This window comes from Sphaerospermopsis sp. LEGE 08334, assembly GCF_015207205.1.
Lineage (GTDB): Bacteria > Cyanobacteriota > Cyanobacteriia > Cyanobacteriales > Nostocaceae > Sphaerospermopsis.
This window is the reverse complement of sequence record NZ_JADEXH010000003.1, coordinates 58,373-74,012: the sequence shown is the minus strand read 5'-3', so window position 1 is coordinate 74,012 and position 15,640 is coordinate 58,373. Positions and strand designations below refer to the sequence as shown.

General features: G+C 37.1%; 11 protein-coding genes and 1 tRNA gene. 9 read left to right on the top strand and 3 right to left on the bottom strand.

Features of this window, described 5'->3' with window-relative positions; all coding sequences use genetic code 11:
• Nucleotides 1-34: 34 nt before the first annotated feature.
• On the bottom strand, nucleotides 35-1,384 hold the full coding sequence (locus IQ237_RS02690; RefSeq protein WP_194052022.1) for a hybrid sensor histidine kinase/response regulator: 1,350 nt from the start codon (nucleotides 1,382-1,384) through the stop codon (nucleotides 35-37).
• 2,056 nt (nucleotides 1,385-3,440) lie between these two features.
• Between IQ237_RS02690 and IQ237_RS02685 the strand changes: the two genes are divergently transcribed.
• On the top strand, nucleotides 3,441-4,163 hold the full coding sequence (locus IQ237_RS02685; protein WP_194052020.1) for a response regulator transcription factor: 723 nt from the start codon (nucleotides 3,441-3,443) through the stop codon (nucleotides 4,161-4,163).
• Nucleotides 4,164-4,533: 370 nt separating this feature from the next.
• Here the strand turns inward: IQ237_RS02685 and IQ237_RS02680 are convergent, their stop codons facing one another.
• On the bottom strand, nucleotides 4,534-5,880 hold the full coding sequence (locus IQ237_RS02680; protein ID WP_194052018.1) for a lipid-A-disaccharide synthase-related protein: 1,347 nt from the start codon (nucleotides 5,878-5,880) through the stop codon (nucleotides 4,534-4,536).
• Nucleotides 5,881-6,463: 583 nt separating this feature from the next.
• Between IQ237_RS02680 and IQ237_RS02675 the strand changes: the two genes are divergently transcribed.
• The 7 genes from IQ237_RS02675 (at nucleotide 6,464) to IQ237_RS02645 (ending at nucleotide 13,583) form a co-directional block, all read left to right on the top strand.
• Entirely contained in the window at nucleotides 6,464-8,491 is a 2,028-nt protein-coding gene (locus tag IQ237_RS02675; RefSeq protein WP_194052016.1) for a BamA/TamA family outer membrane protein, read from the top strand.
• A 298-nt stretch (nucleotides 8,492-8,789) separates the two neighbouring features.
• Nucleotides 8,790-10,247, top strand: coding sequence for a serine/threonine-protein kinase (locus tag IQ237_RS02670; protein ID WP_194052014.1), 1,458 nt, complete (start codon nucleotides 8,790-8,792; stop codon nucleotides 10,245-10,247).
• A gap of 288 nt (nucleotides 10,248-10,535) precedes the next feature.
• Entirely contained in the window at nucleotides 10,536-10,868 is a 333-nt protein-coding gene (locus tag IQ237_RS02665; protein WP_194052012.1) for a type II toxin-antitoxin system PrlF family antitoxin, read from the top strand.
• A 2-nt stretch (nucleotides 10,869-10,870) separates the two neighbouring features.
• Nucleotides 10,871-11,380, top strand: coding sequence for a type II toxin-antitoxin system YhaV family toxin (locus IQ237_RS02660; protein ID WP_309225605.1), 510 nt, complete (start codon nucleotides 10,871-10,873; stop codon nucleotides 11,378-11,380).
• A 237-nt stretch (nucleotides 11,381-11,617) separates the two neighbouring features.
• The gene (locus IQ237_RS02655) at nucleotides 11,618-12,697 is read left to right on the top strand and encodes an RNA-guided endonuclease TnpB family protein (protein ID WP_194052010.1); all 1,080 of its coding nucleotides are present in this window, start codon (nucleotides 11,618-11,620) and stop codon (nucleotides 12,695-12,697) included.
• A gap of 509 nt (nucleotides 12,698-13,206) precedes the next feature.
• Nucleotides 13,207-13,278 (top strand) — tRNA-Gln (locus IQ237_RS02650).
• A 113-nt stretch (nucleotides 13,279-13,391) separates the two neighbouring features.
• Nucleotides 13,392-13,583, top strand: a complete 192-nt coding sequence (locus tag IQ237_RS02645) for a hypothetical protein (protein WP_194052008.1) — start codon at nucleotides 13,392-13,394, stop codon at nucleotides 13,581-13,583.
• Here IQ237_RS02645 and IQ237_RS02640 read toward each other — a convergent pair.
• Nucleotides 13,556-14,035 (bottom strand): hypothetical protein, encoded by a 480-nt coding sequence (locus IQ237_RS02640; RefSeq protein ID WP_194052006.1) that lies wholly within the window; start codon nucleotides 14,033-14,035, stop codon nucleotides 13,556-13,558. The genes IQ237_RS02645 and IQ237_RS02640 overlap by 28 nt on opposite strands.
• A 197-nt stretch (nucleotides 14,036-14,232) precedes the next feature.
• Here IQ237_RS02640 and IQ237_RS02635 point away from each other — a divergent pair, with 197 nt between their 5' ends.
• Nucleotides 14,233-15,501: a hypothetical protein gene (locus IQ237_RS02635; protein WP_194052005.1), complete on the top strand. Its 1,269-nt coding sequence runs from the start codon at nucleotides 14,233-14,235 to the stop codon at nucleotides 15,499-15,501.
• The last annotated feature ends 139 nt before the right edge of the window (nucleotides 15,502-15,640 follow it).

Sequence of the window (15,640 nt, the reverse complement as noted above, 5' to 3'; positions counted from 1 at the left end):
ACTTGGGAATTTACATGGGAATTTACATGATAATTTACAGTTTCAGATGAGGATATCCTAGCGAAACTTTATTGAATTGAGATGGTAGATGAGGTAGATTTTGCTGAGAATAATAAATTCTATCATCACTACCGACATTCCAACTATAATTATCTCTAGTATTATCTCCCCCATGAGGTGATAATGAGATTTGACGTGGCAATTCAATTTTAAATACCGAACCCACTCCTAATTGACTTTCTAGAAATATTTTACCTCCCATCATTTGTACCAATGAATCAATAATTGCTAAACCCAGTCCAGTGCCTGGATATTTACGACTAATACCTTGATCTACTTGTCGAAATGCCTCAAAAATATGTTGATAATCTTGAGGGGAAATACCAATTCCTGTGTCTTTAATACTAATTGCTAATTGATTTCTGGGAATTTCTTTCACTTCTACTTTAATGCTTCCATACTCTGTAAATTTAACCGCATTGGAGAGCAGGTTAATTAAAATCTGATGTACGCGCACGGGATCATTAAATACCAAAGTATTTTCTAATTCTATTTCCACTAACAAAGATAACTTTTTTGCTTCAGCTAAAGAACGAATTTCACCTACAGTATTATTAACTATCTTTGATAAATCGCATATTTCTGGTTTGAGTTCTAATTTACCAGCCTCCAATTTAGAAAAGTCCAAAACTTCATTCAATAACATCAGCAAATGCTTACCATTATTGAGGATACGCTCTACCATATCCGCTTGCTGATTGGTAAGTTGACCAAATTTAGGACGTAACAGTATTTGCGAAAAACCAATGATGGCATTCATTGGGGTTCGTAACTCATGAGATATGGTAGCTAAAAATTGTGATTTAAGTCGTGATGCTTCCAACAATCTCAAATTTTGTAATTGAATTTGTTGCCTTTGTCTCTCCAATTCTTGGTTCTTCCGAATCAGTTGTTCATTACTTTCTTTAAGTTGTTGATATGCCAAATCTGCTTTCATTTCTGCCCGATATAAACGCATCGTATTTCGCAAAATTAGTACCAGATTTTCTGCATTTAGTTTAGATTTAATCAGATAATCTGTAGCACCAGCTTGCAATAAATCAACAGCAATTTTTTCCTCTCCTTGAGCGGTGAGAATAACTAAAGGAACTTTGATTTCACAAGAGCGCAGCTTGTGAATTAAAGTGAAGCTATCTTGGTTTGGTAAGCAATAATCGAGAAAAACGCAGTCAAAGTTAGTATTTTGGAGAGCAGAAAGGGCATTATTACCGTCGCTGACTTCACACAGTTCCATATAAACACCAGCTTTTGTCAGGGCTAGACGTACTGCCATGCGATCTACTTCATCATCATCTACAACCAAAATTTTCAGCGTCTCTTCCATTAGTTTTTATTTTCGCTGTCCAAAAGAGATTGAAGTACAGCATTTCTATTTTCAGATAGTCAGCATTCAGCTAAAACTGCTTTTTCAACTGAATTTCTAGGATGTTTAGGGGAGACTGATACCAAAATCAATTTCCTCATCCCTTGCTACAAATGCTCATAAATCCCAGATAATAGCTGAATACTGACTGCTGAATACTGACTGCTGAATACTGACTTCCAATACAGCAGCAGTCAGAACTAAAACTCTGTTTGCGTAAGGCTTTGTCAATCTCATTGTTTACTTTATTTACCTACAAGAAGCTGTATATAACTACAGAATGGACAATTTTTGTGGATCTCAAAAAAAGCTCTTGAGTAACTCAGGTATTTTACACAATCTCTAATTAATATTCTTTACATTCAATTGATCTTCCTCCACTTTTAGTAGTTTTAATTTGTTATGTCTTTAGCTGGTTGCAGAATCAAGTATTTGATTTTTTCTGCCATTTTTTTTTGATTGTGTTGAATCTCCTGGTTATAACTCTAACAAATGGAAAATTGCTCTCGTTTAATAAATAATAATTTAAAAACAATTGGCAATTATCGAGATGAAAGTGATTCTCTATGAAATCTGGCAGTGTCGAGAGAAAGTAAAATCAAATACTTTATCCATCTCAACACAATTGTAAATGAGTAAATGATTTACCGTCCTCACCCATTAGTGAGAGTTGCATACAAACATTGTGTACCATCAGCTTGAGCAGTTTTACTCACTTGAACAGTAGTTAGTCTTGATTCGTGAGTGATTAATCATTCAATATTAAAAAGCTATAAGTGCATATCTTGCCATTGCCATATAAGCGCGAATCATTAGTTTTAAACCCTTGCCCCTCGTTCATAGATAGAAAATTTTAAATTATCTGATGTTGTATGTGATGTTGGCGGAGTCTGTGGTCGGTACTATGATAGATGATCAAGTTACCAGTTAGTCATTCTGTTGATCATCTCTTGATACAGCACTTCCCAGTCTAATACTGTACCTCATAACAAAGGAATCTGCTGTAAGTTTATGTCAAAAGAATCTTGTGCTAGGATAAAAATGTCAACCTCCTTGATTCATCAGGCTATATACAAGCCTTTAAACTTGAATTTGACAGAAGAACTAGAGTCAAATGTAATACATTTTCTGATCAGAGTCAGTAAAAATCACCCCCAAATTACTGTCTCATTAATTACTGCATAAAAAACGATCTGGTGTCAAAAAAGTAAGAGTTCAAGTTTAGCACAAGCATTGTTGACAGAGTTGATGAGAAGAAAAAGACAAATTTATAACATTTAACCAACTCGTCAAGGTAAGGGAAAAGTATTCAAGGAGATTGGTAGAACTTAAAATTCAAGAAAAAATGAGAATAAGGAAGGCACAGTCATAACAAATAGGTTGGTTGTCTGATTTTCCACTCGTTTCAATATTTCATATTTTCCAAAAAAATAGCCATATACCCGTAGCTAGATTTTTACTTCTATCCCAGATAAAATAAGTGAAATTTATTATTTCTGTCGATGGATGCAACCAAGTCAAAATATCATCTATCTTTAGTTTGGGGAAATTAGATCCAAATTAGATCCAAAACTTACATTCATTGTCAGGAGTCTGTAGGTACAAACTCCCCATGCTTGCCCGTACAGGAATCAGAATATTTGTGTGCAGCAGGAATCCACATGAGCAAGTTTGTTCATCAATTATCAAGCATGACTCGAAAACTCTCATTCATTCTGAATCCTGTATTCTGTCTCCTGAATCTTTACCAGTCAAATTAATTTCAAGTTAAGTTCAAGTTAAGTTCAAATTAAGAGGATGTTTTAAAAGTATTGGGCGAATATAATTTGCTAGTACACAAACCAAGTCCACTAGTAGACTAATGAAAAACCAAGGATTTGTAACCTGCGTAGGCAGGTTTTGTTTGTATAGCCGCGATTTCTAATCGCCGATTTTAGTATTAATTTAGACTTTACAAACATCCTCTAAGTTCACATTAAGTTCAAAGCAGTAGTCAGATATATAGTTGGGTGTAACAATGAATGAGATCAGCATTCTTTTAATTGAAGATCATGATTTAACCCGGATGGGGTTAAGGGCTGCATTGCAGTCAAACAGCGGGTTAAGGGTGATAGGTGAAGCGGCAAATGCCACCCAAGGATTAAAACTTTTGGAAACTGCCAAGCCAGATGTAGCAGTAGTGGATATTGGTTTACCAGATATGGATGGAATTGAACTCACCCGCAAGTTTAAACGCCATCAAGCAGAAACTGGGCAAAACAATACAAAAATTTTGATTTTGACAATGGATCATACAGAAGATGCCGTCTTAGCTGCTTTTGCGGCGGGTGCAGATTCTTATTACATGAAGGAAACAAGTATTAACAAATTAACCGAAGCCATACAAGCTACTTATGCTGGTAACTCTTGGATTGATCCAGCGATCGCCAATGTGGTACTAAAGAAAATGCGCTCAAGTTTACCAGGAGAAAGTCTCACATCTGATAAACCAAAGACTGTGAAAATTGAGGCATTAGCCACGGAATATGAACAAGTTCTGGAAACCTATCCTTTAACTCAGCGGGAACTGGAAATTTTAGAATTAATTGTTGCTGGTTGTAGTAACGGTCAAATTGCAGAAAAACTGTATATTACTGTGGGAACAGTAAAAACTCATGTTCGCAATATTTTGAATAAACTTTGCGCTGATGACAGAACCCAAGCCGCAGTTCGCGCTTTACGTTCTGGGTTAGTAGGTTAATAGGTGACAGGTGACTGGTGACAGGTGACTGGTGACTGGGGAAGAGGTGACAGGTGACTGGGGAAGAGCTTGTCCTAAGTTGACAATTTCATAGACAAAACTATACTTATATTGACAACAATCAATATATTTTCAGAAAAAAATCAACTACTTGATATATAATACGGTGATATCAAGTATTGAATTGAGACTATTGCCGACGCGAAAACCAAGCAATGATGGTGGTAGTCTTTTTCAGAAAGTTAATTGGAACACAATCGCGTTTGGCTAAAGCGTGAAAGTCTACCGAGGGATAACTGCTCCCATGCTCCCGTTGAAGTAGAAAGTAAAGTCTAGTTTTGTCTAGGTTTTATATAGCAGGTGATAAAAGTTAAGTTAAACGTTCTTGCAAACATTCGGCAATACGTTTGGCAGCACCAGGTAAACCCATCCTTTTAACTCCATTTTCGGAAATTTCGTGTAAAAGATCGGGATTTTGTAACAGGGACCGTGTTACTTGGGCAGCTTTTGTTGGTTGGTCTACTAAAATTAGAGATGATCCTAGAAGACGACTTTGGGCTTCTGCAAAACCAGGATTATATTGCGGACCTTTACCGGGAATAGCGATCGCAGGTTTGCCTAAACCAATAAATTGTTCTGTTGCTGTACCTGCCATAGCGATCGCTAAATCCCCCAAATGTAGACAATCATTATAAGCTTGTTGAGTGAGAATAAGATAAGCATTTTTTTGTTGAAACATTAAAGCATTAGCATCAGCAAGTTGAACAGGAGATTGATCGCATTTTTGCCAACCTGGAATTTTTAAAGATTGAGAAAAAAGATTACCATCTAAACCGGGAGCGATCGCACCTAAAAACACCGTTTCTCGTTCCCGGAAACTCTCAATCAAAGCCGATACAGCGATCATCATCACTTCCCAGTTATCATAAGCCTCACCTGCACGAGAACCAGGAAGCAAAGTCACAACCAAAGGACGAACAATTTCCATTTCTGCTTGTTCAACATGATTGTGATAAAATCTAGCATTGCCAAAAGAAGGATCTAAACCATCCATCATAGGATTTCCCACATCAAAAGCTGGAATAGGCCACTTTCTTAAAATTTCCGTTGTCAGCGCATCTCTAGGAAACACAGCCCGACAACGACTAAGACTCATCAACCACCTTTCCCAAGGATGATAAATAGAACCTGAAAAATTTTCCCAACGTGCCGATTTTGACTTTCTGGGTAATAAACCCAACTCATCACGCACATAATATTCAGATTTTGCCGTTCCCACAAAAGCATAATTAGCGCCGCTGATAGATGCAAACAACAGTGGTACAATATCCCCCACAGCTAAAATCGCCTTTTGATTACCTAACTTTGTTTGCGAACTCACCCAACCACGCACAGCTTGAATCTGCTTCCAAGTCAGTTGTACCAAACCACCCTGGACATCCCGCATCAGTTGACGACTATCCATATAAATAAAACCACCAGAAGGCATAGTCTTCACTTCACCAATACAAGGCACATTTAAATTTTGGTAAGCACGACCTTCACCCACTATCGGTAAAGCAAAGATATCAGGAGGAGAAGATAACTGTTGCAGTTCCTTAATGATCCGCCCAGCAATGATATCTTCACCATGACCATTACTTAAAACCAGTAACTGTAAACGAGAACTTTTATCTGGAGACTGCTTCAATAAAGGTAACTGAGATAAATCACGCATAGAATTTTAGATTTTAGATTTTGGATTTTAGATTTTGGATTTTAGATTGGGTCTTGCAATTTGTCATCATCAAGCCTGATAATAAGTAATACCAATTACCAAAACAACCAAAACACCTGTACCCAGATCCTCGACTTCTCAAAGAAGCCGGGGATCTTTTTAGATTTTGGATTTTAGATTTTGGATTTTAGATTGGGTCTTGCAATTTGTCATCATCAAGCCTGATAATAAGTAATACCAATTACCAAAACAACCAAAACACCTGTACCCAGATCCTCGACTTCTCAAAGAAGCCGGGGATCTTTTTAGATTTTGGATTTTAGATTTTGGATTTTAGATTGGGTCTTGCAATTTGTCATCATCAAGCCTGATAATAAGTAATACCAATTACCAAAACAACCAAAACACCTGTACCCAGATCCTCGACTTCTCAAAGAAGCCGGGGATCTTTATCCTCAGCGATCGCCTAACACCGTCAGCTTTTGTAGTAGCATAGTAGTAGCAAAAATCTAACCAGAAACAAAAAATTACAATTATTGGTCTCTTAATCCATAGGTATCTATAGCAAAGATTATCATTAATTATGCGAGTTTCTTCTGCGGCAATTTTTACCTTAGCTACTTTAGCTGCTAGTAATGCCACTCAGCAAGCCAATGCAGCACCGACTCAAAATACAAGTCAAGAGCATAAAACCGCAACAACAGATGTGGTAATAGTGCCTGATGTAGAAACTCAAACAGCACAGGTAGAAACCTTAACAGCACCAGAAACTACTTATGCCATAGAATTTAGCCCTCAACCGATATCGCAACCAGTAGTTGTACGGACAAATATCAATAATTATATTAATAATAACAATAACAACTTAATTACAGATGCTAATTTAGTAGTTACCGCCACCAATGTCCAGATCATAGGCGCTAATGCAGAATTAGAGCAAATCATTCGTAAAGTTATTAAAACCCAAACTGGAGGAGGAACCAGTCAAACTCAACTTCAACAGGATGTAGCCGCAATTTTAGACACTGGTTTATTTGCTAATGCTACAGTTAACAGTAGCAATACATCCGCTGGTGTAAACGTAGTTTATCAAGTGCAACCAATAGTTGTACAAGCATTACAGCTATCTGGTGCAAAAGTTCTCACTTATCAAGCAGCCTTAGGAAATTTCCAAAATCAGATTGGTAAAGATATCAGTCCAGCAGCACTTCAGAACATAGTACAGCAAATTAACCAATGGTATAAAGATAACGGTTATACCCTAGCCAGAGTCTTATCAATTCAACCAAACCGCCAAGGTATCCTCACAGTCAATGTAGCAGAAGGTTTAGTCGGAGATGTCAAATTTCGGTTTTTGAGCGAAGAAGGCGAAAAATTTGATCAAAATGGTAATCCCATCAAAGGACGTAGTAAAGCAGATTTTCTCAGACAGCAACTAAAACTACAACCCGGAAAAGTCTTTGCAGAAGATTTAGCGCGGCAAGATATCCAAACTTTATATAAATTAGGTTTATTTCAAAGAGTCAATGTTGCCTTTGAAGGAGACGCAAAACAACTTGATTTGGTTTATGAACTGCAAGAAATAGGAGCGCGTTCTATTAACCTGGGAGGTGGATATAATGCTGATGATGGGATATCAGTAATTGTTAGTTATAGAGATCAAAACGTTGGTGGTGTGAATGATACCTTGTCTGCAAATGTGGAACTAAACAGACAGGATGTACTGTTTAATACTAACTTTAACAGTCCTTATCGAGAAACCAACCCTGAACGTTTGGGTTATAACATCAAAACCTTCCGTAGAAGACAAATTTCCGATACCTTTGACGATAAAATCAAACTGCCGAATGGTGATAAAGTGCGGGAAGGGAAAATAGGCGCTAGTGTGAGTTTGCAACAAGAAATAGAGGGTTGGGATGCTGCCGTTGGTCTGAATTATACTCGTGTTACCATCCGCGATCGCTCTGGAAATATTACCCCCAGAGATGCAAACAATAACCAATTATCATTGAGTGATACTGGTGTAGATGACCTAGCTACCGTATCATTTACAGCCACCAAAGACCAACGGGATAACCCAGTTAAACCAACTCAAGGTTCTGTTCTTAGTTTCAGTACCGAACAATCTATACCTGTAGGTAATGGACAGATTACCATGAATCGGCTGCGGGGCAATTATAGTCAATTTATGCCCGTAAATTTATTTAACAGCACACAACCCCAAGTATTTGCTTTAAACCTGCAAGCTGGTACTGTAGTGGGTGACTTACCACCTTATGAAACTTTTAACTTAGGTGGTTCTAACTCAGTACGCGGTTATGATGCTGGTAAAGTAGGAAGTGGTCGTAGTTATGTGTTAGCTTCGGCTGAATATCGTTTTCCGATCTTCCCTATTGCTGGGGGTGTGATATTTGCTGATTTTGCCACTGATTTAGGTTCTGGTGATACCGTGATTGGAGAACCAGCTAATGTAAGAAATAAACCTGGTAGTGGTTTTGGGTATGGTGCAGGTGTGCGCGTTGATTCGCCTTTAGGTTTAATTCGTGCTGACTTGGGAATTAATGATCAAGGTGAAAGTCGGGTGCATATTGGTATTGGTCAGAAGTTTTAATTTGGTTGTGGAGTGTTAAGTTTTGAAGTAACGAACCACGAAGAAGCGAAGGACACGAAGGGAGGAGGTTTAGAGATATTTTCCGTAGGTTTTGATTAATTAGGGTAGAATATTCAATAATGGACAATTAACAATTAAAAATTTGACAATGACCTCTACCTTAAACGGAGAGGATTGAAAAAGCGGATTTTTTTGGTTTTTTTCCCCTTGAAAGGGGAGGTTTTAAGCCTTGAATGAAACAATTATCAATTGTCAATTGTCAATTATCAATTGATAACAAAGCCTTGGTTTTGAGTCTATGCGTCAATGTGTTAATCCTGACTGTCTTTTTCTTAATCCTGATAGTTTTCAATTTTGTCAGAAGTGCGGTAATAAGTTACTTTTGCGTGAAAGATATGCACCACAATCAATTTTAGGTCAGGGTGGTTTTGGCAGGACTTTTTTAGCTATTGATGAGGATAAACCATCAAAACCTTATTGTGTCATTAAACAATTTTTACCCCAAGCACAGGGAACTGATAGTATTGAAAAAGCATCCCAGTTATTTGCACAGGAAGCACAACGTTTAGAGGAGTTGGGTAAGCATCCGCAAATACCTGAATTAATGGCTTATTTTACATCCGATAATCGTCAATATTTAGTACAGGAATTTGTTAAAGGTGAAACTTTACAAACTGAGTTAGATAAAAATGGTGTTTTTTCTGAACAGCAAATTAAAAAGTTATTAATAGAAGTTTTGCAAATATTGGAATTTGTTCATAGTAAACAAGTAATTCATCGAGATATTAAACCAGAAAATCTTATTTTGAGTAGTGAAAATAAGTTATTTTTAGTAGATTTTGGGGCGGCGAAAATAGTCAAACCACAGCAACGCACAGCTACAGGGACAATTATCGGATCTGCTGAATATTGCGCCCCTGAACAGTCAATGGGTAAACCTTTATTTAGTAGTGATTTATATAGTTTAGGGGTAACTTGTTTGCATTTATTAACAGGAGTTAGTCCCTTTGATTTATATAGTCCGATGGAAGGGGAATGGGTATGGAGAGATTTTTTAAATGGAAATGTGGTAAGTGATGAATTAGGGAAGATTTTGGAAAAATTAGCAAGTCCTATTGCTAAACATCGTTATCAATCTGTGAAAGACGTGATGCAGGAGTTAAATTTTGTAGATCAAAATGTGAGGCGATCGCCATCTCAAATTTTACCTCCACCACCTCAACCACCTGTGAAAATTCCTCGACCATCTGTTACTGTAACCAGTCAGTATCAAAAACTAGAGAAATTATTAGCAACAAGAAAATGGAGAGAAGCAGATGAGGAAACAAAACGAGTCATGTTAGTAGTAGCAGAAGTGAAAAAATCAGATTTTGAAAGTGAAGAAGATTGGTTGAATCTGAAAAGTTTAGATTTTAAAAGTATTGATAATTTTCCCTGTGAAGACCTCCGCAGTATTGACTGGTTATGGGCAACATATAGTAATGATAAATTTGGGTTTTCTGTACAGAAACGGATTTATCAAAGTTTGGGTGGAACAGAAGATTTTGATCATAACATCTGGAATGCTTTTGCCAACAGGGTAGGATGGATAAAGGGAGAGGTATACGAAAATTTTTTATATCACAGTGATGTTTCTTTTTATAATATAAAAAAATCACCTGAAGGTCGCCTCCCTCATCTAGTGGTCGGTGGGTATCATTGTCCCCGTGGGTTGGTGTGTTCTTTTGTGTCAAGACTTGAGGACTGTGAAATATAAAGATGACAGAAAAATATTAAGTCAGAATCAGGATATCCAGGATTAAAGGATGTACAGGATGTTACTGTTAACCTACTAAAAAATAACAGAAATTTCTCTTATATTTCTTTCTTCGTGTCCTTCGTGTCTACCCTTCGGGAACTGCTTCGCAGAACGTGGTTCGTTCCTTCATAAACTTGTGAAGAAAACCGAAAATATTACTTATCAATCAAAACCCAAAAACCTAAACATTGACAACACAATGCAATTGCATTACCTTAAAAATAGAGAATAACCCTCAAAATTGTTATGGTTGTCAAACCCACACCATCCTCAGAGTCTACCCTAACAGACAGATATCAAACCACAATACCCGAACCCGTGCGTAAAGCTCTAGGCTTGGGTAAACGTGATAAAATTCGTTATGTGATTCAACCCGACGGTAAAGTAATTATTTCTCGCGTTACTGAAAAAGACGAAGATCCAATATTGGGGGAATTTTTAAACTTTATTGCCCAGGATATACAAAAAAATCCTCAACATCTACAACCCATTAAACCAGAATTAGTAAACCGTATTCAATCCTTAGTTGCTGATGTAGAAATTGATCTGGATGCACCACTATCAGACGAGGATGAGTAAATGTGTCTGAATATCAACCCTTAAGACAACCTTTAATAATTAACGGATGGACTATATTTGCTCATTCCTTGTTTCTAGAACAGTTAGAAGAACTGATAATACAGGTAGAAAATTTACGTCAGAAATATCCTCAAGAATACAAACAGAAAAACGCCACAAAACGTCTAGCTGCTATTTTCAAACTTGCATTTAATGTCATTCCTCAAGATCCAACATTAAACGATTATCGTCAAGGTACAACCCTGGGAGATGAATACAAACACTGGTTTAGAGCTAAATTTTTTCAACAATACCGATTATTTTTTAGATATCATCAACAAGGTAAAATCATTGTTTATGCTTGGGTGAACGACGAAAAATCTAAGCGAGCATATCAAAGTAAAACAGACGCTTATCGAGTGTTTCAGAAAATGCTAGAAAGTGGAAATCCTCCAGATGATTGGAATGATTTACTCAAAGAAGCAGAAAGTCAAACTCATCGTTTAGAACAGGTTTTCAAAACAGAGATTTAGAAAAATATGCAGTAAGAATCAGGTGGTTATCGAGTTTCGACTACGCTCAACTACCGCGACTTGTACTGAGCGACTTGTACTGAGCGCAGTCGAAGTAAGTCGAAGTAAGTCGAGATAATAACCAGGATTAAAGGATGTACAGGATAGTAGTCGGGGAGCTTGTCCTAAGTTGACAGTTTACTAAACAAACCTGTACACTCATGGACAAACCTATAAGTGATTTATTAAGATTCACCAATGCTTTTATCCATCAAAACAAAACTCAAGTTAAATAAAACTCAAGAAATATTGATGGCTAAACACGCTGGCATAGCAAGGTTTACCTATAATTGGGGTTTAGCAACTTGGCAGAATTTGTACAAAGATGGATTAAAGCCAAATAAATATATCCTCAAAAAATTCTTTAATAATCACGTAAAACCTGAGTTGACATGGATTAAGGAAAAAGGTATTTGTCAGAAAATCACTCAATACGCTTTTGATAGTTTAGGTGAATCTTTCCAGAGATTCTTTAAAGGACAGTCAAAATATCCCAACTTCAAAAAGAAAGGAAAAAATGATAGTTTTACAATTGATAATGGTGGTAAACCAATTCCTGTAGGTGGTACATCAATAAAACTACCGACAATTGGATGGGTAAAAACTTATGAAGGATTACCTCACACCACCTGTAAAAGTATTATTATTTCCAGGACTGCTGATAGTTGGTATATAGCCTTTTCTTATGAACAAGAATGTCAGCCAACTATTAAAAAACATGATGCTGTTGGTGTTGATTTGGGAGTAAAGGAACTAGCTATTCTTAGCACTGGTATTACTTTTGCTAATCCTAAACACTACAAACAGAATTTAGCTAAACTGCAAAGATTATCTAATATCTACTCTAGAAAGGCTAAAGGTTCAAGCAACAAATATAAAGCTAAAATTAAACTAGCTAGACATCATGCGAGAATAGCAAACCTGAGAAAAGATACTCTTCATAAACTTACTACTTACTTATGTAAAAACCACGCGAAGATAGTAGTAGAAGATTTGAATGTTTCAGGAATGTTATCGAATCATAAATTAGCACAAGCAATAGCTGATTGTGGATTTTATGAGTTTAAGCGTCAGCTAGATTATAAAGCTAAAAAATTTGGCTGTGAAATTATAATTGCTGATAGATTTTATCCATCAAGTAAAACCTGTTCTCACTGTGGGCATAAAAAAGATAGTCTTTCCTTGTCTGAAAGAATTTATCGCTGTGAGAACTGTGGTTTGCAAATAGATAGGGATCTAAATGCAGCAATCATGTTATCGCGTCTGGCTAAGGCGTGAAAGTCTACCGAGGGATAACCGCTCCCATGCTCCCGTTGAAGTAGAAAGTAAAGTCTAGCTTTGTCTAGGTTTTATATAGCAGCTTGATCCTACTTGCCAAAAGATCAATCCTTGTAGTACAATAGGACAAACAACAAACCACCATATTAAAACTATGCGCTTAAAAAGATGGGAATCCCCCCGTAAACAGGGAAGAAACGATAAAGGCCGGGGCGGTTCAGCCAGAAAAAGACAAATCAAGAAACAACAGCAGATGCTGAGAAACAAACTCAAAGAACAGCAAAAGCCAGAAAACAACCAAAACAACCAGAAAAACAGCAAACCAAGGGAAGGTATAACAACCTTCCCTCTTTTTTTGCCCCAAATCCCTCAGATCCACGATTTCTCCAAGAAGTCCGGTATCTTCTATAGCCCCCTGCTAACAAATCGGAAATTTTTTGGAAATTTTTTGGAAAAAACCCTTGACAAAACCTATGGGGTTACTGCTATATTATTTAAAGACAAGGCGATGGGGCGTAGCCAAGCGGTAAGGCAGCGGGTTTTGGTCCCGCCATCCCTAGGTTCGAATCCTAGCGCCCCAGCATTATCAAATAATTATTAAGGGTAGATTCAAAAGTCTACCCTTTTTGGTATATTAGATTTTGGATTTGGGAGCATCCCAAATGTGTAAATCTATTTTATCTAACGAAATAAAATGATCCAAGGGACTGATATGATTGAACCGCAAAGGGCGCAAAGGACACAAAGGCAAGAGAATTTAAGATATTTTTTAGTGTTGCTGCGGACATTTTTTTTAAGTTGGGATGCTCCCTTGGATTTTAGATTTGGGATTTTAGATTTACCAATTACTCAATATTGTTATTTTTCGGGTGATTTTAAAGCTTGATCTAAAATTTCTCTAGCTTGTTCAGCTTTCGCTTTTGCTTCTTGATAACGAATATTAGCTTGGGCGAAATTTTTGAGAACCTTGAAACCTTCCTTGAGACGGGTAATTTCTTCCTCAGTGACAGTATTATCAGAAAATAGAACATCAACAGCTTTACGAATTTCTAAAGCTTCAGTGCGGGTTTCCTGGACTTTTAACTTGAGTGTAGCCAAATTGCTGAGAACTTGTACAGCTTGGGTAATGGCATCCTCACCGCTAGTATTATCAACAGTTGGTTCTTTGACTTCTATTAACTGTTGGGGACCAAATCCTTCTTCTAATTCTGTGGGTAGTTTATCAGCTTCCATCAGTTCCATCAACTGATCCATTGCTTTATCACGAGCTTTAGCCGAATCTTTACCAGGAACAGTCAGGATAATTTCTGGGCTTTGAGCAAGAGTATATTGAACCATAGTAGGCGGAAAATTTGCTGGTTTACCAAGATTGTATTTAATTGTAACATTTAAATTAATTGGTAATTGGTAATTGGTAATAATTTATTCCCACTGTCACCTGTCACCTGTCACCTGTCACCTGTTCTCTGTTCCCTCTTGATAAATTATTTATACTAAATAAAAGCACTATAAAATCAAACAGGAGAGGAGAGACAATGACTCCCAATCCCGCTATTATGCGATCTGTGGAACAATTAGGCTGCCGTGTGACTGTGGGTGATGTAGCTAGTCAAGCGGGTTTAAATGTGGCTGAAGCGAACCAAGGTTTATTAGCTTTAGCGTCTGATGCTGGTGGACATTTACAGGTAGCAGAAACAGGTGATATTGTTTATCAATTTCCCCAAAATTTTAGAACAATTTTAAGAAATAAATATTTGCAATTGCGTTTGCAAGAATGGTGGAAAAAAATTTGGGGAGTGTTGTTTTATTTAATTAGAATTTCCTTTGGGATTTTGTTAATTGCTTCGATTGCGCTGATTACTCTCACTATTATTATCATAATTACTGCTGCTAATTCAGACCGTGATGGAGATAATAGAGGTAGCGGTGGTGGGTTTAATTTCTTCTTTTTCCCGGATTTATTTTGGTATTTTAGTCCTGATTATTATGGGGAAGAAAGACGCAGAGAAAGAAGAGAAAAGAGTGATTTCAATTTCTTAGAAGCTGTATTTTCATTTTTATTTGGTGATGGAAATCCGAATGCGAAATTAGAAGAAAGACGTTGGCGAGAAATTGGGATTGTAATTAGAAATAATCAAGGGGCGGTGGTTGCAGAACAAATAGCACCATATTTAGATAATTTGGGTGAAAAATACCAACAAGAATATGAAGATTATATGTTACCTGTGTTGGTGCGATTTAATGGAAAACCCCAGGTAAGTCCTGAAGGACAAATGGTATATTATTTCCCCGAATTGCAAGTACAAGCTAGTAAAAAACTCCGTCAACCAGTAGATCCATATTTAGATGAAAATCTGTGGCGGTTTAGTGCTGCGAGTTCAGGACAAATTATGCTCAGTGCTGGTCTGGGTGTGGTGAATATTGTGGGAGCTTTAATATTAGGAAGTTTATTAAAAGGTGGAGAAGTTGCAGCGCAAATAGGGGGATTGGTTGGCTTTGTCCAAGGAATTTATTGGTTGTTGTTAGCTTATGGAATTGGTTTTTTAGGAATACCGTTAGCGCGTTATTTTTGGATTCAATGGCGTAATGGTAAAATTGCTAATCGTAACCGTGAACGTTTAGAAAGGGCAAGAATTTTAGGAAATGCGGATGATACTTTACAACAAAAGATTGATTTTGCTCGTCAGTTTGCCGGTGAGAAAGTAATTGGTCAAGAGGATTTAATTTATTCTAGTGATAGAGATTTATTAGAACAGGAATTTGAGCAGGTGAAAAGGCAGAATTTGTTAGATGAAGAGAGGTGACAGGTGACAGGTGACAGGTGACAGGTGACAGTAAGAAGGGAACAGGGAACAGGGAACAGGGAACAGGGAACAGGGAACAGGGAACAGGGAATAGGGAATAGGGAATAGGGTAAAAAATTAATTCTTTCTCCTGAACTCC